The sequence below is a fragment of the Thermophagus sp. OGC60D27 genome, from assembly GCF_052400625.1.
Lineage (GTDB): Bacteria > Bacteroidota > Bacteroidia > Bacteroidales > Marinilabiliaceae > Thermophagus.
The window spans coordinates 17,222-38,597 of sequence record NZ_JBQTGH010000001.1; the positions used below are offsets into that span (position 1 = coordinate 17,222).

A 21,376-nucleotide genomic window follows, 5' to 3' on the forward strand; every position below is an offset into this window, starting at 1 on the left:
AATAATTTAATTTCGCATAAGACCGGTCTATATATAGGCCGGTCTTTTTTAACCAAAAACATTGTTGAGAATGAAAACAAAAAAATCTATTTTAAAATTCCTTTATTTTTCCATTGGAATCCTTTTACTGACCCAATGCCAAGCTCCAAAATCGAACCTTTTCCTGCCGGCAATTTTTTCGGACAATATGGTTCTGCAACAAAACGCTGATGCCATCATATGGGGAAAAGCAACCCCAGGCACATCCATAGAAGTAACTACCGACTGGGGGAGCTCTGCATCCGCTATAGTCGGACAAGACAGCACCTGGCAAGCTAAATTTCCGGTTCCTGAAGCCGGGGGACCACATGTCCTAACGATTCAAACGCCCGACACAATGGTAACCATCCAAAATGTAATGCTCGGGGAAGTATGGTTGGCTTCCGGCCAATCTAATATGGAAATGCCTCTGGCCGGATGGCCACCCAGAGATACCATTCTTCATTCGGCTCAGGTTATTGCCGATTCCGATAATCCTCAGATCAGAATGTTTACAGTAGGCAAAAAAACGTCCCTCATTCCACTTTCTGATGTGTCAGGATCCTGGGAAATTTCCAATCCGCAAAACGCAGGACACTTCAGCGCCACAGCCTATTTCTTTGCCGTCAAGCTACACAAAGAGCTGGGGGTACCCATTGGAATCATTCACAGCAGTTGGGGAGGGACACCTATTGAATCTTGGATAAGCAATGAAACACTTTCCGCTCATGAAGACTTTAAAGCCATCGCCACCAAACTGAAGCAAATCATCCCTCAGGAAAAAGCCTACAACCAATGGCTAAATTCTTTGAAACAGATTTCTGTTAAAACCTCTGATATAAACAAAGAACCTTATAAAAATCTGGATCTCTTCGACGGTTATTGCAGTGACCCGGAAACGAACACCGAGAATTGGAAAAGTATAAACCTGCCCGATGTTATTGAAAATTCGGAAGTAGGAGAAATCGACGGCGTCTTCTGGTTTAGAAAAACTTTTGAAATACCTGACGATTGGGCTGGGAAAAATCTGGTTATTTCTCTCGGCCCCATCGATGACATGGACGTTACCTATCTCAACGGAGAACGAATCGGAGGGTATGAAACAGAAGGACAGTGGCTCGTTGAAAGAATTTATTCTGTTCCTGGAGAAAAAATTAAATCCGGAAAAGCCGTTTTGGCGGTTAGAGTTATGGATATCATGGGAGGCGGAGGTATCAATGGTAAATCTGAGTTGTTAACCGTCTATCCGCAAAACAAACCTCAAAATGCCATATCTCTCACCGGAGAATGGAAATATAAAGTGGTGGCGCAGCTGTCAGGAAAAAAATTGTATTTATTTGATCCCGCCTCAGATACCTTCGAAAACCGCCCCGAAAGAGCTATAACCCTCAATTCTCATACTCCAACTTCTCTTTACAACGGAATGATTGCACCTTTGAAGCCCTTTTCGTTGAAGGGAAGCATCTGGTACCAGGGCGAGACCAATGTAGGTCGGGCAAAACAATACCTAGGATTGATGGAATTGCTGATAAATGACTGGCGCAATCGATTCAACAATGAGAACATGCCCTTTTATTATGTACAGCTAGCACCATGGAACTATAACGACCTGACAGGCATCAGTTCTGCTTCTCTTAGAGAAGCACAGAGAAGATCTCTCCAAATTCCTAATGCCGGAATGGCCGTGACATTGGATATTGGCGACCTGAATACCATTCATCCGGCCAATAAAATTGCAGTTGGTGAAAGACTGGCCCTATGGGCCCTCGCAAAAAATTATGACAAAAACCTGGCCTATACAGGTCCTCTTCCTTCTGAGGTTGAAAGAACAGACAATAAAGTAATTATCACTTTTGAACATACAGAGGGAGAACTAATTATTCACAATAATTTTCCTAACCAATTCGAAATTGCAGGAAAAAATGGGAAATTTGTCCCGGCTCGGGTAAAAATTAATGGAAATAAAATTGAAGTTTCTGCTCCTGGCGTATCATCTCCTGTAAATGTTCGCTATGCATACAGGAATGGTGCTGAGGCATCGCTATTTAACGCATCAGGATTGCCGGCACCATCGTTTACCACGGAGGAAGAATTTGAAAAATAATACATTTTTCAGGCAACTCATGGGGAAAAAAATTTGGGAGTTATAAGACGAATTAATACATTTGCAACCGCAAACAAAAAACAACACCACAGGATTTGCAAAGGCAATTATCTTTTGTTGTTTTAAAAAAATTATCAACCAATATCTGGTTATCCCAAAATTCCCAGGAGAGATGGGTGAGTGGCTGAAACCACCGGTTTGCTAAACCGGCGTACGGGTAATTCCGTACCGGGGGTTCGAATCCCCCTCTCTCCGCCATTTTAAAGATCATTGTGATGGGAAGCGATGATAAACGACCTCGGGGTATAGCACAGCCCGGTTAGTGTGCCTGCTTTGGGAGCAGGAGGTCGCAGGTTCGAATCCTGCTACCCCGACAAGACAATTTATTATATTGTCAGAGGCTCAACAAAAGCCGCATAAACATCAGTGTTTATGCGGCTTTTGTGCGTTTTACCGTTTTTTGTTGTTCAATAACCGTTACCCCTTTCAAGGGAATCCGAGGAAGACAAGAAAGCTGACCAAAAGCAAATAGTCGCTTCATCAAACAGGCCTCTGCATAGAGGCACCGCCAGTTCCAATTTACTGGCCATGATATTCACTCATAAGAACCTGATATACCCCCCATGAACAGAACATCCCTATATGGGTAATCCAAGCATGACAGATTGGTTGCTTAGAGATAAGAAATTATTATACTAACGAAAAAAACAAATTGAACGGCTGTTTGAGCTAATGGGATACAATCCATAGCTTAGGGACTTCAATGAGGCATACCCCCCAAAAAAAGCACCCCTATTTACTTCGAAATATAGAAATTACCTGCCAAATCATGTGGGGCAAAATTTCGAAACAAATAGACGATATATATTTAACATCCAACATAGCCCTTCACAACCAACCCATTACAGATTCATCATCCTCCAACACCCTGTAAGCAAGCCGGTGCGTTGGTGCCCGGTGTTTAGTCATTGTGCGCTAAAGGAAGGCGCAAACTTTTTATACCGATCAAAGAGTCACTTTTCCAGTGATGAATTCAAAGAATTCCCTAAAAAAAGGAATAACCATCAGTATGTACGGGAAAGTAAAAGCTTCAAACAATTTTTATTGACCGAAAGCTTATTGGGGCGTTATATTCCTCTGAATAGATTTACATTTTTAATCAAACAGCCATAAAAATTTGAAGATTTAGGTAAATTTATTGTCCATAATTAGTCAATACTTTTGCTAGATATTAAATATTTCCTATTAGAATTTTAAGAACCCGAATCGTAAAAAATCTCAGCAATGCGCTTAATTCTTTTAATTTTACTAACAGGTTTCTTATCCGCCCAGCCATCCTTTAATCAAGTTGTATTGGAAGCCGATGGACCGGGAGATACGTACGAGCTAATAAATTCTGTTCTGACATCTGATGAAGGCGATGTGATTGAAGTACCTGATTGTGGTCATCAGGGGTTTGGAAGACACATCGATGAAGTTTATGATCCTGAACTGGGGAAATTTGTTTTTCGTTTTCACATCCATGTTACCCCCGACAATGACCGATGCATTAATTATGATCGCCAAAGAACTGAAATAAAGACCTATGATAAGTCACCGGACAATCTATTGGGCACTCAAAATGAAAAAGTGATATACCAATGGAAATTCAAACTGGATAGTGATTTTCAGCCATCAAATAGCTTTACCCATTTACATCAACTCAAATCGGTCGGAAGTGATGAAGACAGTATGCCATTAATCACTCTCACGGCCAGAAAGGGGACACCGGACCAATTAGAAATCAGATATGCCGAAACCTATTCGCAAATCACCTTAAAAAAAATTGATCTAAACCCTCTTAAGGGCATTTGGCTTAACATTATTGAGACTGTCACCTATGGAGAAATAGGGTCAGGAAGCTACCATTTAATTATTAAAACAGAGAAAGAAAATCAGGAATTACTCAATTATTTCAACGATACTATCAGAACATGGAAAACCGATGCCGCATTTATCCGTCCTAAATGGGGTATTTATAGAAGCTTAAATGATCAGGAAAATCTGAGAGATGAAACAGTGCTTTTTGCCGATTTCCTTATAAAAGAAATATACACAGGGATAGAACCTCCACTACAAACACTACGAAAAGAACTATTATACCCTAACCCTGCCTCGAATGTGATTTTTATTAATCACATGCCACAAAATAACTTCACAATGGTAAACATATATAGCACTGATGGTCGGATGATAATGCAAAAAGAAATCACCGCTCAAAGCATGGATATTTCAACATTAAAACCAGGAATTTATTTATTATATCTTTCAAATGAGAGAAAAAGCAGCCAACCCTACAAGTTGATTGTTCGATAATTCACCAAGAAAAGAATTTTATTCTCCCCCTCTCCTACATATATGTTTCTAGAAATTACGATTATCCACTGGCAATTTAAAATGAGCATTCATCAGGAATTCTTTCTCCGCCTCAAGTTTGTTTCCACCATTCATGGTCCAAAAGCATAACAACTGGCTTATTCTGATTAGAATGCATCTTCGTAAATAGATAGACTAAACCGAAAAATTTAATCTATATCCTGTGGAAATATAAAATTCTGGAGCCCATTATAGTAAAAAATTACGGCAAAATAAAAAACCTCCCAGACATCCTGAAAGTTTAAGTTCATAACATTGCTTACTTAAAAATCTATAGTTTCTTACTTTAAAAAACTATAAACAAATCTCTTTCAGCGCAATATATAAAAAACCTGCCGGACTGAACAACAATCCGACAGGTCACTTCCGTTTTAAAAATCTAAATTGCTAATTCTACTTTTGGAAGTAGTAATTAAACTTAACATATGATCCATCTCCACTAGCTTGTCCTATATTCTCAGCAATATCTGCATAAGCATCTACAATTTCAATAAAACCATACTGCACTTCATCGTTCCATGTCTGTTTTACAATTATGACATCTCCTGCACTGAATTCATCTTCTTTGTCACTTCCCGGAGTGTAAATATCAAGGTCACTCTTGCTCGCACCAAAATCACCTACAACTTCTGGATCAATTTCCGTTAGAGTTTTATTTTTTACCATATCAATATAGGCTTTCTGAGCCGGATCAGATTCATCCAACACAGCAAACTTGGAAACTTTGGCTGCATTAGCACTTGGTAATTTTTCGCCGGTAGAAGAGCAAGCATAATTCTTAATAACTCCACTGGCATTCCCAGATTGTCTCAACTGAACATAACCACTCTTCGAAGCATAGAACAACAGAGAAATGTTAGCTTGAAGTATATCCCAAGAAGTACATGCATCATAAACCAAACCGGTATTGAAATCCAGGAAGAATTGGCCTTCACCACCTCTGGTATGAAGTTCGATGTTACTATAATACTTCACTTGCGGAACAATTACTTCAAAACTTTCACTAAGAATGAGCTCCTGCGTTTCACCAAAATAAGTTGCTTTAACCGTTACATCACTTGTTGATACAGCAAATTGGTCGTCTGTAAGCATAACCGTTAATTTGTCTCCGGATTCGTTTACCACAAAAGCTCCCTCCTGCTCGTTAAACCACATCTTATCTATTAATGAAAGATTTTCTCCTTCAAAAACAATATCACTACCTGTTACCCCTTCCTCAGGAATAGCACTAAAACTTGGAACAATGCGGTATAAAGAAAGAACTCCATTAGATCCCACCTGGGTAATAGTTCCACCATCATTATAAGAGAAAAACACTTTTGCAGGTTCTTCTTCTTCCTCAAAGAAAGGCACTTCAATCAAAAAGAAATCTTCATTGGCTTCAACAATATTAGCTTTTGAAGATCCAACGAAAACATCATAAACGACATCCAGGTTCTCACCTTCAATCTTAAATTGACTATTAGGTAGTACTGTAACATTTCCAAAATCGGAGATAACAGGCACTTTATGAATAACAGTAAATTCATCGGTGGATGAAGAAGCATTTCCAGACTCATTCACAACGGTGATTACACCGGAAACAGTACCTTTATCCAGTTTCACAACCATTTCATTACTACTGATACGATATTTGATATTTACGATGCTATCACCAATAGTTACAAAATTAACCGTACGTAGATTCTCTCCTTTAATGGTAATCTCATCACCCGATGAACCCGAAGTAGGTTCAAAACTTTCAATAACTGATGGATATTCTCCTTCTATATTAAATACAACCTCCTCATCGCATCCAAACCAGAATGCAGATATCAGCATTAATAATAACGATCCAATATTTTTCATCTTTCCTGCTTTTTTGTTGATTAGTAACCTGGATTTTGCGTAGCATTAATAGCAACGGACATTACACTATTGGGGATGGGCAATAAATACTGCCATTCTTCCAATTCTCGCTCATCTTCAACTAAATAGCTCATATCACTTGGAACATTTGCATAGTACATTTCTGACACAACTGTTCCGTCATCATTAATTGAAGAGATAATCAATTCACTGTTATAGTGATTTTTCATAACCGTCGCCAACCTATTGGTTCTCAAAAGATCAAAGAAGCGTTGATTTTCAAACGCAAACTCAAGCCTTCTCTCTTTCTCTATGATAAGCATCATTTCTCTTTGAGATACGACATCCCCCTCCTCAATAGGATCTAGGCCGGCTCTTTCTCTTACCATATTAACGTAAGGCAAAGCATTGTTTATCCCGGAGGTTTCATTTTCAATTTCGGCCAACATCATTAATACATCAGCAAAACGCAACACAATCCAGTCATTTTCCGCATCCAACTCATTTTCAAATTCGGATAAATACTTAGTCACAAAAGGAACAGCATTAAGATTCCCACTGTCATCGATCCATGTAGCATTCAACACAACATTCTTTCTTACATCATCACCCTCTGAATCATATGCTTCAATAAGATCATTGGTAGGGGTATTGTAATTGTATGATCTTCCTGGCACAAAGGTCCCGTCACGAGGCGTAAAATAATTAGCAAATGGAGATCCTTGACCATAACCTCCAGACAAATAACGAACAGCAAAAATAATCTCAGCATTCATTTCGTTATTCACATCAAATACAGAAGCGTAATCATCTAACAACTCATGCCCACTATTATCTTTTACATCCAATAATAATTCTTTAGCCTCAGAATAACGCTTCTGGGTTAGATAAACCTTTGCCAACAAAGTTTTTGCAGCCCATGAGGTAGCACGTCCAAGATTAGAGTCGTCATAACTATCCGGGAGCAACGCATTTGTATCACCATGTCCACACGCCAAAGCAAGATCATTTTCTATTAATTCATATACATCTTGCACAGAACTGCGAGCATAATTGTTAGCTTCCTCAATGGTCATTCTTTCAGTCACCAGAAAAACAGGACCGTACAGACGAACCAAATTAAAATAAACATAGGCTCGAATAAAACGGGCTTCACCTTCAAATTGATCTTTAAGATCTTGGTTTTCTACAGCATCAAGATGCTCCAGAACCACATTGCAGTTATCTATTGCTTTATAGGCTGCCTCCCAATACTCAGTATTTTCATCATGGGTCGTTTCAACTGTAAAATTATCCATTTGTCTTAATCGGACATTGATCGCGTCTCCTGTATTTTTAATATACAAGCGCGCATTATCGGAGCGTATTTCAGTCAACCGCCATTCCTCATTTGTTAAGTTCCTAAGACTACTATAACAAGCAATGGTGGCCATGTTTAATTCCTCATCGTTGGTAAAGAAACTACCCTCTCCCAGCTGATCAATTGGTTTTTTATCCAAAAAATCTTCACATGATGAGAGTGCTGCAACAGCCAATACCATTAAGGCTATATTTATTATTTTTTTCATAACCTGATTGATTTTTTAATGATTAAAAAGTAATATCCACACCTACGCTATAAACTCTTTGAATTGGGAATGCACCTCTTTGGTAACCATCGACCAAAGGACTTGAGTAGTTACCAGAGGTTCTTCGCGCTTCAGGATTAATACCTCGATAATCGGATGACCACCAGTAGAGCAAGTTTTGACCACTTAAATAAATTCTGACATTGGAAATATTAACTAATCCAGCAATTCTTTTGGGTAAGCTATACCCAATAGTAAGATCACGCAGAGCAATATAGTCAGCATCTTCAACGGCATAATCGGTTAGCATCTGATTAATTCCATTTCTTTCAAATGGTGTTTTCCCATCACCGATATTGTTTTCATCAATCCATCTATTGGTGTTAAACTTCTTATTATATCTAACAGTCTCGGCATAATATAAATCACCATTAATAACCTCGGAGCCAACAACCCCTTGAAACAGGAAGGAAACATCAAAATCCTTATATTTCAAATTATTCGTAACCCCCCAGGTAAAATCAGGCAATGGATCACCAATAACAGTAAAATCATTAGCATCAATAACCCCATCGGCAAAAACGTCAACCGCTCTTAACCCACCTGCCACGTCATTAACGTGTGAAGGATTTTCAGCAATTTCTTCTTCTGATTTCCAAACCCCTTGTGTTTTATACCCATAAAACTGTATCAAAGGATCTCCTACTCTGGTAAGATACATTTCATTTCTTTCCCCAGTTGATATTTGTTCAAACTCTCCCCCCAGGTCAAGCACCTTGTTTTGGTTCATGGCATAATTAAAGGTAGTGCTCCACTTAAAATCTGGCAAAACAAAGTTTTGGGTAGTCAAAGTAACTTCCAATCCTCTGTTTCGTACTTTACCCTCATTACTCCATGCTTCAGTAAACCCTATGATTGAGTTAACGGAACGTTCATACAACAAACTTTTGGTGATTGAATAATAGTAGTCAACACCTAAATTTATTCTATTCTTAAATGCACTCAAATCGATGCCATAATTAAATTCATTTGTTTGCTCCCATTGCAAATAAGAATTCCCTATAACCGATGAAGTATTGGATATTCCCGACACCACCGATCCATTAGAACTCCCCAAAACATAGGAATTAGGTGACAACATATTAGTATTCGCATAATTTGGGATATCATCTGTACCCGTCACACCATAGCTGGCGCGCAACTTCAATTGGTCAACCCAAGGTACAGCATCTTCAAAGAAAGGTTCTTCAGAGATCCGCCAACCTAAAGAAACGGAAGGAAAATACCCCCAACGGTTATCTTTTCCAAATTTAGAACTACCATCTCCCCTAAAACTGGCTGACAACAGATATTTATCAGCATAAGAATAAGCAAAACGCGAAAACAAAGAAACCAAACCTTCTTCTTCTTCCCAGGTGCCGGTCACTTGATCTTCATCATCATATTGCAAAATGGTTCCGGCAGCATTTAACGTATGTAAATAATCGGTAGGAAAATTATTCCCATACACACTAGCAATTTTTGTATTTTTTTCCTCAATAGAGAAACCAAGTAAGGCATCGAGGTTATGATTGCCTCTTTTCAGATTATAAGTTAATGTATTTTCTGAAAGCAAGTCACGGAACAAAGAATTCTCATACAGACCGCTGTTGGGAGAGGACGCCGTTTTTGAATTTATATTTTTATAGGTATTTTCCTCAGTATATTTCAAATTAAAACCATTTGATGTTTTAAACACCAACCCATCTGCCAATTTAATCCTAAAATAGATTGAACTTTGAACGCCATAATCATTTCTTGAATAAAATTCATTGTTCATGACCGACAGAGGATTATTATTAGAAGTGTTATATGGTGAAACCCCTGACTCGGTTCTTTCTTCTCCGGAAATAGGATCAATTCCTGTATAAGTTTTATTACTAAAATGATAACCATGTGCATAACTTCCAACTGGCTGGCCAGTCAAAGCGGAGGTATACTCGTTATGATATACCGGCAAATACCTAGGCGTACGAACGAAATCTGTAAACGGATTGGTAGGTTTGGATCGTTTGGTATAACTCGGAGTAATGGTAAGACCTATTTTTGTACGTGGAGATAAGTCCACCTCAACCTTAGAACGTACATTAATCTTATCATATTTATTTTGAAGCATTATACCTTCATCGCCCATATAAGAAGATGAGATATAGTATTTCATCCCTTTTTTCCCGCCAGAAACATTAAATTGAGCATTAAAAACCCCGGCCAGTCTCAAAGCCTCCTCTTGCCAGTTGGTATCCTCGGTTTCCAATACAGACATAGCAAAATACATAGGACTTAGTTCACTGTCACCAGAAAGAATTGCTTCATTAACTTTCATTGCTATAAATTCATCCTGCGTCATCATTGGATGCAACTTATAATAATCTTTAATACCATAAGATGCACGTACATTATAAGTTGGTTTATCTTCCGTACCACTCTTGGTTGTGATTATGATAACGCCATTAGCAGCTCTAGACCCATAAATCGCTGCTGATGCAGCATCCTTCAAAACTTCAATAGACTCAATGTCGGCCATATCAACAAGGCTAAGCCCATCATCCATTGGAAAGCCATCAACAATAATAAGCGGTTTACTATCGGCACTAATAGAACCAACCCCTCGAACGTTAATGCTTGGCTCCTCTCCAACCTGTGATGTAATATTTTGAATTTGCACACCGGCCATACGACCTTGAAGCAATTGGTCGGCTCGACCACCGGGAATATCTTCCAATCCACTAGTTTCCAACTTAGAAACAGCTCCAGTCAAATGAGATTTTTTCATAGTACCATATCCGACCACTACTACTTCCTCAAGTCCAACCAAATCCGCCTCTAATACAACATCAATTTTTGTTTGATTTCCAACAACAACTTCCTTAGGACTGTATCCAATAAAAGAGAAGGACACCACAGGATTCTCACCTTGAAGGGTCAAAGAGAAATTCCCATTAATATCAGTTATAGTACCATTGGTAGTCCCTTTTTCCACCACATTCACGCCAATAAGAGGAGCTCCGTCTCCTGCATCGGCTACAGTCCCTGTTATCGTCTGGGCCAAAACATGGGCAAAACCCCCTGCAAAAAGCAATAATGTTAATAAGACTTTTCTTTTCATTTGGTAAATTTTTTACATTTAGACTAATCGTTACAACAGAAAATTGACATCCAACGAGCGATTAAACAATTTTCTTATCTGATTTACAGGTTAATACTTTTATAAATTATAAATAATATCATCCTCCAAGGCTTTGTAAACCTCATCTCTTTTGGTTGAAAATCTTGCCCATCCATTTTCCCAAAAACATCCTTTGCTTCACGATTGAATCTTTTTTATTTGAGAAGAACCTCCGCGTAACATTATTTTTCTCTATTGTCCTTTCAAACATATTTCAAGCCATACAAACCCACCTTCCACCTTAATTGAGGATAATTCAACCGACATTTTTCAAAAACTTACTCTCTCTTTATCTCCCTTGACACAAAAACCAATTAAGTATCAACAATCTTTCTGGCCGACCAATAATTGGTTGACCAAAATTATTTAAAAAAAATTAATCCGCCAACTTTTATTGCCATTTCCTAACAAAAAATTACATCTGCAATTCAAAAAATTTCATCGGCCTATTTCCCAACTATTTAAAGCCCCCACATACTTAACCCTAAAAAATAGTCATCGGACAATAGACTCACACAACAACAAATAAGTCTTAAAAGACATGAACTTTCCCTTCAATGGGTATAATTATTATAATTTTTACTAATAAAATACTCACAATAATTACCCGAATGATTTTAATATTATGTATTACCGGAAAGCAATCTCTTCACATTCCATTTATTTCAAAAGAAGAACTACTACACCATCAGCAATTGGCCTATATAAAAAAATGGTGCAGAAACAGAGAAAGGATAAGTGCCAAAAATTTTAAAATTACTTTTATCAATATCCCGAGTTCAAACGATTATATATGACCTTTAAAACGTAAGACGATAAAAAACAATTTTTACATCTTCCATTCTTAAATCCTACAACCAAATGTTTTGGCACCTCAAATACACTTCAAAAGCAAAAAACAAAGTAGTCTTGGAAATAGAAAGAGAATATTCAATAACGCCCAAAAAAGATTCTTTCACAACGCAGTAAAAAAAAGGTGCATTGGATAGAAATCCGCCACACCTTTTAGTTTACCCAACAATCATTATTACGAATATTATATCCTTATATTCCTAAAGCCTGACCGCCTCCAATTTGAATAGTTTCTGCCGTGATAAATGAAGCATCTTTGCTTGCCAGGAAAGAAACCACTGAAGCCACTTCTTCCGGTTGACCTAACCGTCCTAACAGAATACTATTTTTCCATGAAGCAAAAACCTCAGGTTTAGTTGCTTTTATCTGAGCATGGAAAGGTGTATCAATAGTTCCTGGAGATACGGCATTTACTCTAATCCCATACTCTGCAAGATCTTTTGCCATAGCACGTGTAATAGCATTCACCCCGGCTTTAGAGGTTGCGTAAACACCTGCTCCTGGTCCACCGCCATTCCAAGCAGCATTAGAGGTATAATTAATAATAGAAGGAAAATCTCCTTTTTTTAGAAAGGGGATAGCTGCCCTGGCAACAAAAAATACAGAATCCAGATTCAACGCCATAACCGACCGATAAAAGTCAGTCGTCATATCTTCGAATCTGGATCTACCCCCCAATCCACCGGCATTATTAACCAAAACATCAATTTTACCATATTTTTTCCCAATGGTATTGATATTAGAAGTTACTTCTTCTTCATTGGTGACATCAAAACCATAGTATTCTGCCTGAATCCCCTCCGCAGAAAGTTCCTCTACTCTCTTGGCACCTTCTTCATGTTCAATACCGTTTAACACAACGGTATAACCATCCTTCCCTAATCGTTTTGCTACTTGGAAACCAATTCCACCTGTAGCACCGGTAACAACTGCAACTCTACTTTTTAAACTCATAATATATTAATTTAACTTATTTAAACTCTGTTCTTAAACAACCCTGTCTCCATTTAAGAAACCATCACAAAACTCTACGCAAACAAAAGATATTTTTTCTTCGTACGGCTAATCATTCACAAACCAACCTACTGTTCTTCAACAGGTTTAATTTGCTTGGCAAAAAAGAAAATGGATAAAACCCCAAGCGGAACAAAAGCGGCAATCATTATAAAAATTGGGATATAAGAAAATTTGGAAATTATTGGAACTAAGATATTTATCACTATTACAGCAAAAACACCTATGGCACCTCCCAACCCGGCCAAAGAACCGACGGACTTTCCACTAAACAAGTCACTTGGAAGCGTCTGCACATTTCCAATGGCAAATTGAAATCCAAAGAGCACAAACCCCACTACAAGAACAAACAGGATAGCTGTTTTAACAAAGAGAATCGTCACCAAAAGGCCCAAGAACATCAAAACACCTCCAATTGTAATAGTAGTTTTTCGAGCCCGGTTGACGGATGCCCCTTTCGAGATCATTCTACCGGAAAACCACCCCCCGGCAATACTCCCGATGGCAGCACCAACAAATGGGACCCATGCAAACAGACCGATCTGCTTCACATTAAATCCATACTGCTCTGCCAAATAAATCGGCATCCAGCTAACAAAGAACCACCAAATAGGCTCAAGAAAAAACCGACAAATTAGCAAGGCCCAAGATTCTCTATACGAAAGAATTTTAAAAATACTTAAGCCTTTACCCCCATCATCAGTACGTTCGCTGGCATGTTGACCTTCAAGGATGTATGCACGCTCTTTTTCATGAATCCAGGGATGTTTTCCGGGGCCTTTTTTATTTATTATTAACCAAGGAATCACCCAAAACATACCAAATGACCCTACAATCATAAAAGTAACTTGCCAGCCAAAGGCAGCCCATAGCATTGCGATCAATGGCGGGGCAATCACAGAACCGATAGACGCTCCAGCATTAAATATCCCCTGCGCAATGGCACGCTCTTTTATAGGGAACCATTCGGCATTACTTTTGACGGCACCGGGCCAATTACCCGCTTCTCCCAAACCTAGAAAAACCCTGAAAAAACTAAATGATAAAATCCCTCGCGCAATAGAATGTAGAAAGGAAGATAATCCCCAAACAAAAATGGAAATGACGTAACCAATACGAGTACCGACCTTATCAAATACCTTTCCTGATACGAATTGACCTACGGCATAGGCCACCATAAAAACATTTATAATAGTGGAATAGTCATTCTTATCCATGCCCAGATCTTCTGATATACTGGGCCACATTATTCCAATCGTACTCCTGTCAATATAATTAATAATGGTAGCTAAAGCGATTAATCCAATAATCCACCACCTAAGTCCCTTAAATTTAACTCCTTTACGTGTCATTAGTATATAATTTATCTAAAACATTAGTCCCATGGAACTCACATAGCTTGTCTTAAATTTATACATATCCCTTTTGGGCAAGCATCGCCATGCTCGTTTCATTCGAATAAGAATTTATTAATTCATTGTTTTCCGAAGCAAAGCCACACACTCCAAAGTATAGCGATATATGAAGAGAGAAATCAGCAGACCACATTTATACATTTCTAATGGAGATTATTCTATTTGGTCATGCTCGCTTTCAAGGCCCCTCACCAACACCACTTACGGAAACGTTTATTCTCATTCCCCGCAAAATCGGAAACCACAACTGCCAAGAACACCTTACTTCCCAAAATAAGAGACTTTGCTGCCATCCAGAAAATCTTCGCGTACCGGGCTAAAGACATCGATCAAAATCCCTTCCTCCAGACAAACAGCACTGTGAAGAACATTCGGTTCGAAATAAACACCATCGCCCGCATTTACAATCTGCTTTTCTCCATCAATAGTAAATTCGAATTTTCCTTTGGCGCAATAGGTAGCCTGAGTATGGAAATGCTGATGAGGAGAACCAACCGCTCCTTTTTCAAATTTCACCTTAACCATCATGATCTGATTATCGTACCCAAGGAATTGTCGCTGAACACCTCCTCCTAAGTCTTCCCACTTTTCCTTATTGGAATGAATGAAATTCTCACTTCTTCTTTTCATAGCCTGTTTTTTTACTGTTAACAATATTTCTTATTCTTATTAAAATAACATGCACTCGGAACTATTGACATCAAACACTTCGACCAACAAAAAATCACTAAAAACCAATCATTTGCCCAACAAAATCAATTACGTGTACAAATATTGATTCGCATCATTCATTTGCGGCAAAAAACTTCACATCGTCATTTCAATTCTTACCAAAGCATAGTAATATCGATCAAGCACATTTGCACGACCAATAAATTGGTTGACCAAAACTACAACGCTAATATTTATTTTGCAAATTTTTTCCAAAAAACTTCATCCAAAAATCAACTCAATACATGTTATCGCTAAATTTCAATCACTTAAAACACCAACCATTTTTCACATTCTTCAACTTAACTCAATACATCTTCATTGTTTTGGTTTACCAATTCATCCCATATAAATGAGATATAATTTTCTAAAGGAAACGGATCCTACCCAAGGAACCGTTAACAGTTATAAAAACAGCCAATCCATTTCTGCTTTTCATTAATTTAGGAATGAACCTTTTTGTATATATTCTAATTCCTATTAGATTTACTTTTTCAATAGCAAAGTAATTACCATGTCAAGCGCCTACCACATTGCTTTGTAGGTTTAATATATTTGCCAAAATTCATTACAATCAAACCAAAATGACCGACATCATAGAAATACTAAACAGAGGAGATTATGTCTGCGTGGTCAAAAACAAAGGCCGAATCAGAACATTTACGCAACGAGGCGTCCGTGATTTATATGAATTACTCACCAACGAACCGGATTTCCTAAAAGGAGCATATGTGGCAGACAAGGTGGTTGGTAAGGCCTCTGCCGCACTGATGATCGCCGGGGGAGTAAAAAAAATCTACACCCGGTTGATTAGCAAACAGGCTTTGGATCTTCTAAAAGACAAAGATATAGAGATCGAATATGACAAAGAAGTGCCGGTAATAATCAATCGTGACCAGACCGACTGGTGTCCCATGGAAAAATTGTGTTACAAGGAAAACTCCATAGAAAATATCCTGAAATTGGTTAGCGATTTTTTAAATAAGTCGAAATTAAAAACCGTTGCCCTGTTTCTCCTTGGCATGACCCTTTCATTCAGCACCAGCGGGCAGGAAAAATCAGATAGTTTAAATACTAGAAAAACGATATCTCTCGATGAAGTTACGGTGACCGGAACCCGATATGAAACCGACATTCGTCATTTGCCTTTGAGCATTTCTGTGGTTTCGCGAGATCAAATCAAAAATAGTCAACAGCAATCGCTATTGCCTCTACTCAATGAACAGGTGCCCGGCCTCTTCATTACCGGCAGAGGCATCATGGGCTATGGAGTTGCCAACGGTGCCGCCGGAACCATGAGTCTTCGGGGTGTTGGCGGACAACCCACCACGGGATTGCTGGTTCTTATCGACGGCGAACCACAATATATGGGATTAATGGGGCACCCAATGGCCGACACTTACCAATCCTTGCTGGCCGAAAGAGTTGAAGTGGTTCGGGGACCGGCCTCTGTTCTTTATGGATCCAATGCCATGGGAGGCGTCATTAATATCGTCACCTCTAAAGTAAAAAAGGACACGGTAACCAGTAATGCCGGTATAAGTTATGGCTCCTACAATACTCTCCAATCTTCTGTTTCCAACACCATCCGAAAAGACGGATTCAGCAGCAAAGTGGCAGCCTCCTACAACCGTACCGACGGACATCGCCAAGACATGGATTTTAACCAGTGGAACGGCTTTGCCAAATTGGGGTATGACATGGGCAGCCAATGGAACATCACCTACGATCTGAATTTATCCCGTTTCAACGCATCCAATCCCGGAACAGTGGATGCCCTAATAATTGATAACGATGCTGAAATAACCCGAGGAATGACCTCCCTGGCGATAGAAAATCATTACCATCAAACATCTGGAGCGCTTAAGTTTTATTATAACTGGGGACAACATAAAATAAACGATGGTTATCCTGTAGGTGAGGAACCCCTGGATGATCGTTTTCGCTCCAGGGATAAAATGACCGGCATTTCATGGTACCAGTCTGCAACCCTATTCCCCAATAACCGGGTAACCGTCGGGGTCGATTATCAATATTTTGGCGGTGAAGCGTGGAACGAATCCACTGAAAACACCAACAAAGTAACATTGACCGATACCACCTTATACGAAACTGCGGCGTATCTCAGTATAAGACAATCGGTTGGCAGTCGGCTGACCCTGGATGCCGGATTACGATACGATCACCATTCCAAAACCGGAACACAATGGATTCCTCAGGCTGGCATGGCCTTGCATTTGCCCAATACAATGGTGGTAAAAGCAAATGCCAGCAAAGGATTCCGTAACCCCACCATCAGGGAACTCTTTATGTTTCCGCCGCAAAACCCCGATTTGAAACCCGAAAGCATCATGAATTATGAGATTTCTCTATCTCAACACTTAAGCAACCATCGCCTTTATTATGGTTTGAACCTTTTTTATCTGGAAGGGGACAATATGATTCAAACCATATTTTCTGATGGCCGACCATTAAATGTTAATTCGGGAGAGATAAAAAACCAGGGAATAGAAGCCACATTTTCATACGCCATCAATCAGAAGTGGAGTACCAATGCAAACTACAGCTGGCTGAATATGGAACACCCCGTTGTGGCATCTCCCCGACATAAAGTCTTTGCCGAAGTGATACTTTCTCAAAAAAAATACCGAATATCCAACGGAATTCAATATATTAACGGTCTTTACACATCGGTAGAACCTGACCAACAAGAAAATTTCATATTATGGAATGTAAAAGCCGATTATCGGTTAAACCCTCTGATAAGCTTTTTTGTCAATGGGGAGAATCTTTTGGCGCAGGAATATGAGATCAATGAAGGGTATCCGATGCCGAAGGCTACTTTTATGACCGGAATTAATATCAACTTTTAATCATAACGACCATGGAAGCAACAGCAGTAAAACTCTACTCACTGGAGTATAAAGATGCTAAAACCTATTTGGTTACCTTACTTTTTGTTACCGGAAATATTGTATTTCCACAGCTCTGCCATTTGGCCAATCTGGGACCGGTACTTTTGCCGATCTACTTCTTTACGCTTATAGCGGCTTATAAATACGGTTGGAAAGCAGGCGTGCTTACCGCCCTATTGTCGCCAGTTGCCAACTCTTTGTTGTTTGGTATGCCACTGGCGGCAGCGCTGCCGGCCATCATGAGCAAATCATTACTCTTGGCCGGATTTGCCGGATTTGCCGCTTATTACTTTAAAAAAGTATCCGTTCTGATATTGTTGGGAGTAGTTCTCTTTTCACAAATTGTCGGAACCCTGATTGAATGGGCTATGGTCAAAGATTTCTTCCTGGCTGTTCAGGATTTTCGGTTGGGCCTTCCGGGAATGGCATTTCAAATATTGGGTGGATTTTTGATGATCAAGCTCATTTTAAAGAAATAGTTTTTTTCGAATACGCCTTATGACCAGCGAGTCAGATATAAGAAGGTTAGGGCAATCCCGTCAAATCGTTTCTATTGACAGAGGCTACGGCCTATCGGAAGGCTAGTCAAGCATGCATGAAAAAACTTGACTGCGAACATTCTGTTAATAGAAAACAACCATTCCGCATGAGATGAAATTGTTATTCCTTCCGGTATCTGACTCGTTGTCTTTTTTAATCTATTGATAATTGGAAATCCGGCATTCAATAAAACGACCATTCACCTGACCATAGATTACTACCCCGGGGATCAATTTGTTGTTAGAACCAAAAACAAACGCCCTCAAAATTATTAGCTGCATGAAAGAAGAAAAGACCATTCCACGGGAAGATTGCTACCCCCTAAAATCGTAAAAGGTGGAAGACTGATTATAGGTTGGTTAGTCCTTCCCCATAAAAATAAGGGCATGGAAAAAATGAAATGTGCATGGCAGCAATTACCAATACAGGATCTTTTAAAAGGATACCAACAGAATCACCCATTGTCCAAAAATTCATGTGATCACCGTGAAATGTGAACAAAAATTCCGGAAACAATGAAAATTTCTCGGTGAATACGAAAATTTCTCGGTGAAAATGAAAATTCTCCGGTGAAAATGAAAATTTCTCGGGGATATTGAAAATTCGACGGGGAATATCAGAAATTCGCGGTGAAAATGAAAATTTCTCGGTGAATATGAAAATTCGACGGGGAATGTCAAAAATTTCCGGTGAAAATGAAAATTTTTCGGTGAATACGAAAATTCGACGGGGATGATAAGAAATTCGAGGGGATGATGATTTTTGTCCGGTAAAATTCTATATTCCGGGTATTTTTCGATTTTTTGAAATCGCTTATAATAAGCTAAAACCGGATGTCGCACTTCAGGCATTTTTATAAAAAAGCGATGAATAACCAATGGTTAAAAGGTAGCAATTAAATCCGAAAAGAGCCTGAAGTGCGACATTTTCAATTCATTAAATATTCTCCAATACAAAAATTGAATAAGTAAACACCCGGTCTATCCTTTGGTTTGAAAAAGAAATGCTCTATAACCGAAGATCGCAATAACCACAAAACTGAACATCGGCAATATAAATGAGGCATTAACAGCCGGCAAAAATGCAACTTTTTCCATGTCAATAATAGCCCCCTGCAGTGGCGGCATCAATGCGCCTCCCAGAATAGCCATCACCAGACCTGCAGCACCAAGAGTCGCATCTTTTCCAACACCTTTTAGGGCAATGCCGTAAATGGTCGGAAACATTAAAGACATAAAACCGGATGTGGCGATCAAACAATACAAACCGTTCATTCCCTGAATAAAGATGGTACCTCCAATCGTCAGAATCCCACCAATGGCAAAAACCATAAGTAATCGCCTGGAATCTACATATTTCATAAGGAATGTACTAATAAACCGACTGGTTAAAAACAACCCCATCGCTCCAATATTGTAAAGTTGAGCTGTTGCCTTTGGAATCCCCAGGTTCTCTGCATACTGAATAATAAAAGTCCAGCACATAATCTGGGCCGCAACATAAAAGACCTGAGCAATTACACCTTCTCTGTATACGGTATTTTTGATCAAACGGTCGAATGAATCCCAAAAATGGACTCTCTCGCTGTGTTCGGTTCGGGGCATCTTGGTAATGGCAATTATCACAAGGACAGCGACGACCACCAAGCCCAAGAGAAGATAGGGGTCTCGTATCACTGCCAGATCATGTGCCCGAATACTTACCTTGGTTGTTTCATCCAACGCAGCGAAGGCTTGTTCCCCTAAGGAATCAGACTTTAAGGAGTCGAGGATTACCTGTGAAGCAACAAACATACCCAACAAAGATCCCATAGGATTAAAAGCCTGAGCCAGATTCAGACGTTGTGTTGCGGTTTCTTCATCGCCCAATGACAGAATATAAGGATTGGCAGTGGTTTCCAAAAAAGCTAATCCAAACGTCATTATATATAAGGCAACCAGGAAAAAGCCAAAAATTTGATACTGTGCTGCCGGCCAAAACAGAAATGCCCCAAAAGCGTAGAGCACAAGCCCCAACATAATCGCTTTCTTATAAGTATAGCGTTGAACAAACAATGCAGCAGGGATGGCCATGGTAGCATATCCGCCATAAAATGCGAACTGGATCAAGGCCGCCTTTGCATTGGAGATTTCCATTACTGTTCGGAAAGCCGCCACCATGGGGTTGGTAATATCATTGGCAAAGCCCCAAAGGGCAAACAAGCTGGTGATAACAACAAAAGGCACAAGATATTGTTTTGGTACAATAGAGGATTTGGTCGACATAACGATTCTATTTAACAGGTGTAACTCCTTTTTTTAGTAAAATATTTCCATATTTTGCGGTTTCGCCTGTTATTACAACGGCAAAAGCTGATTGGGCCCTTTCGTAAAACGCAAAACGATCCATACGTTCTACCGAATCAATGGCCGGGACTTCTTTCTTTATCTTTTCCAGATAGGACCGTTCCACTTCCGGATCCAGCAGATCTCCCTCCACCGGTGCCATCATCATCACGGGACAAGGCACATAACTATCCAGTTCAAAAAGTGGAAGAATCGCTTCCAACAGATCGGGGATCCGTATCCCATCCGCCCTCAATGTATTGGCGTTGACACTTTCTCCGGGGAAATGAGCATCGGCCAGAACAATTTCATCGCCATGTCCCATGGAAGCCAAAACTTTTAATAATTCAGGACTTATAAGAGGTGATATTCCTTTTAACATATCAATGGAATTTAAATGTTATTGCTCAATCATCCTTAACTTCCTTCAAAGACTCAACGGAAGGT

12 protein-coding genes and 2 tRNA genes are annotated in these 21,376 nt (G+C 39.3%); 6 read left to right on the forward strand and 8 right to left on the reverse strand.

Annotated elements, in window-relative coordinates; translation table 11 throughout:
• The first annotated feature begins 70 nt into the window (after positions 1-70).
• The 4 genes from ACT29H_RS00090 to ACT29H_RS00105 all read left to right on the forward strand — a co-directional run bounded on the left by ACT29H_RS00090 (position 71) and on the right by ACT29H_RS00105 (position 4,477).
• Positions 71-2,122 (forward strand): sialate O-acetylesterase, encoded by a 2,052-nt coding sequence (locus ACT29H_RS00090; RefSeq protein WP_444819550.1) that lies wholly within the window; start codon positions 71-73, stop codon positions 2,120-2,122.
• 166 nt (positions 2,123-2,288) lie between these two features.
• Positions 2,289-2,380, forward strand: a tRNA-Ser gene (locus tag ACT29H_RS00095).
• A 41-nt stretch (positions 2,381-2,421) separates the two neighbouring features.
• Positions 2,422-2,496, forward strand: a tRNA-Pro gene (locus ACT29H_RS00100).
• 910 nt (positions 2,497-3,406) lie between these two features.
• Positions 3,407-4,477, forward strand: coding sequence for a T9SS type A sorting domain-containing protein (locus ACT29H_RS00105; protein ID WP_444819551.1), 1,071 nt, complete (start codon positions 3,407-3,409; stop codon positions 4,475-4,477).
• A 453-nt stretch (positions 4,478-4,930) separates the two neighbouring features.
• Here ACT29H_RS00105 and ACT29H_RS00110 read toward each other — a convergent pair whose 3' ends face one another.
• From ACT29H_RS00110 to ACT29H_RS00135, 6 genes are all read right to left on the reverse strand, one after another.
• Positions 4,931-6,385: an IPT/TIG domain-containing protein gene (locus ACT29H_RS00110; protein WP_444819552.1), complete on the reverse strand. Its 1,455-nt coding sequence runs from the start codon at positions 6,383-6,385 to the stop codon at positions 4,931-4,933.
• A 20-nt stretch (positions 6,386-6,405) separates the two neighbouring features.
• Positions 6,406-7,953, reverse strand: a complete 1,548-nt coding sequence (locus tag ACT29H_RS00115; protein WP_444819553.1) for a RagB/SusD family nutrient uptake outer membrane protein — start codon at positions 7,951-7,953, stop codon at positions 6,406-6,408.
• Positions 7,954-7,975: 22 nt separating this feature from the next.
• A complete protein-coding gene (locus tag ACT29H_RS00120) occupies positions 7,976-11,098 on the reverse strand; it encodes a SusC/RagA family TonB-linked outer membrane protein (RefSeq protein ID WP_444819554.1) in 3,123 nt (1,040 codons plus the stop codon).
• Between the two features lie 1,104 nt (positions 11,099-12,202).
• Positions 12,203-12,964, reverse strand: coding sequence for an SDR family NAD(P)-dependent oxidoreductase (locus tag ACT29H_RS00125; RefSeq protein ID WP_444819555.1), 762 nt, complete (start codon positions 12,962-12,964; stop codon positions 12,203-12,205).
• A gap of 128 nt (positions 12,965-13,092) precedes the next feature.
• Positions 13,093-14,376, reverse strand: coding sequence for an MFS transporter (locus tag ACT29H_RS00130; RefSeq protein ID WP_444819556.1), 1,284 nt, complete (start codon positions 14,374-14,376; stop codon positions 13,093-13,095).
• 324 nt (positions 14,377-14,700) lie between these two features.
• Entirely contained in the window at positions 14,701-15,069 is a 369-nt protein-coding gene (locus ACT29H_RS00135; protein ID WP_444819557.1) for a cupin domain-containing protein, read from the reverse strand.
• Positions 15,070-15,734: 665 nt separating this feature from the next.
• On the opposite strand from ACT29H_RS00135, the gene ACT29H_RS00140 reads away from it, so the two are divergent.
• The gene (locus ACT29H_RS00140; RefSeq protein ID WP_444819558.1) at positions 15,735-18,023 is read left to right on the forward strand and encodes a TonB-dependent receptor domain-containing protein; all 2,289 of its coding nucleotides are present in this window, start codon (positions 15,735-15,737) and stop codon (positions 18,021-18,023) included.
• Between the two features lie 11 nt (positions 18,024-18,034).
• Positions 18,035-18,544, forward strand: a complete 510-nt coding sequence (locus ACT29H_RS00145) for an ECF transporter S component (protein ID WP_444819559.1) — start codon at positions 18,035-18,037, stop codon at positions 18,542-18,544.
• A gap of 1,041 nt (positions 18,545-19,585) precedes the next feature.
• Here the strand turns inward: ACT29H_RS00145 and fucP are convergent.
• A complete protein-coding gene (gene fucP / locus ACT29H_RS00150) occupies positions 19,586-20,869 on the reverse strand; it encodes an L-fucose:H+ symporter permease (RefSeq protein ID WP_444819560.1) in 1,284 nt (427 codons plus the stop codon).
• A gap of 7 nt (positions 20,870-20,876) precedes the next feature.
• Positions 20,877-21,311, reverse strand: coding sequence for an L-fucose mutarotase (gene fucU / locus ACT29H_RS00155; RefSeq protein WP_444819561.1), 435 nt, complete (start codon positions 21,309-21,311; stop codon positions 20,877-20,879).
• Positions 21,312-21,376 lie beyond the last annotated feature (65 nt).

Coding starts and splice junctions, on each gene's coding strand:
- ACT29H_RS00140 (WP_444819558.1), top strand. CDS start 15,735: ATGACCGACATCATAGAAATACTAAACAGAGGAGATTATGTCTGCGTG.
- ACT29H_RS00130 (WP_444819556.1), bottom strand. CDS start 14,376: ATGACACGTAAAGGAGTTAAATTTAAGGGACTTAGGTGGTGGATTATT.
- ACT29H_RS00125 (WP_444819555.1), bottom strand. CDS start 12,964: ATGAGTTTAAAAAGTAGAGTTGCAGTTGTTACCGGTGCTACAGGTGGA.
- fucP (WP_444819560.1), bottom strand. CDS start 20,869: ATGTCGACCAAATCCTCTATTGTACCAAAACAATATCTTGTGCCTTTT.
- ACT29H_RS00135 (WP_444819557.1), bottom strand. CDS start 15,069: ATGAAAAGAAGAAGTGAGAATTTCATTCATTCCAATAAGGAAAAGTGG.
- ACT29H_RS00090 (WP_444819550.1), top strand. CDS start 71: ATGAAAACAAAAAAATCTATTTTAAAATTCCTTTATTTTTCCATTGGA.
- ACT29H_RS00115 (WP_444819553.1), bottom strand. CDS start 7,953: ATGAAAAAAATAATAAATATAGCCTTAATGGTATTGGCTGTTGCAGCA.
- ACT29H_RS00110 (WP_444819552.1), bottom strand. CDS start 6,385: ATGAAAAATATTGGATCGTTATTATTAATGCTGATATCTGCATTCTGG.
- ACT29H_RS00120 (WP_444819554.1), bottom strand. CDS start 11,098: ATGAAAAGAAAAGTCTTATTAACATTATTGCTTTTTGCAGGGGGTTTT.
- fucU (WP_444819561.1), bottom strand. CDS start 21,311: ATGTTAAAAGGAATATCACCTCTTATAAGTCCTGAATTATTAAAAGTT.
- ACT29H_RS00105 (WP_444819551.1), top strand. CDS start 3,407: ATGCGCTTAATTCTTTTAATTTTACTAACAGGTTTCTTATCCGCCCAG.
- ACT29H_RS00145 (WP_444819559.1), top strand. CDS start 18,035: ATGGAAGCAACAGCAGTAAAACTCTACTCACTGGAGTATAAAGATGCT.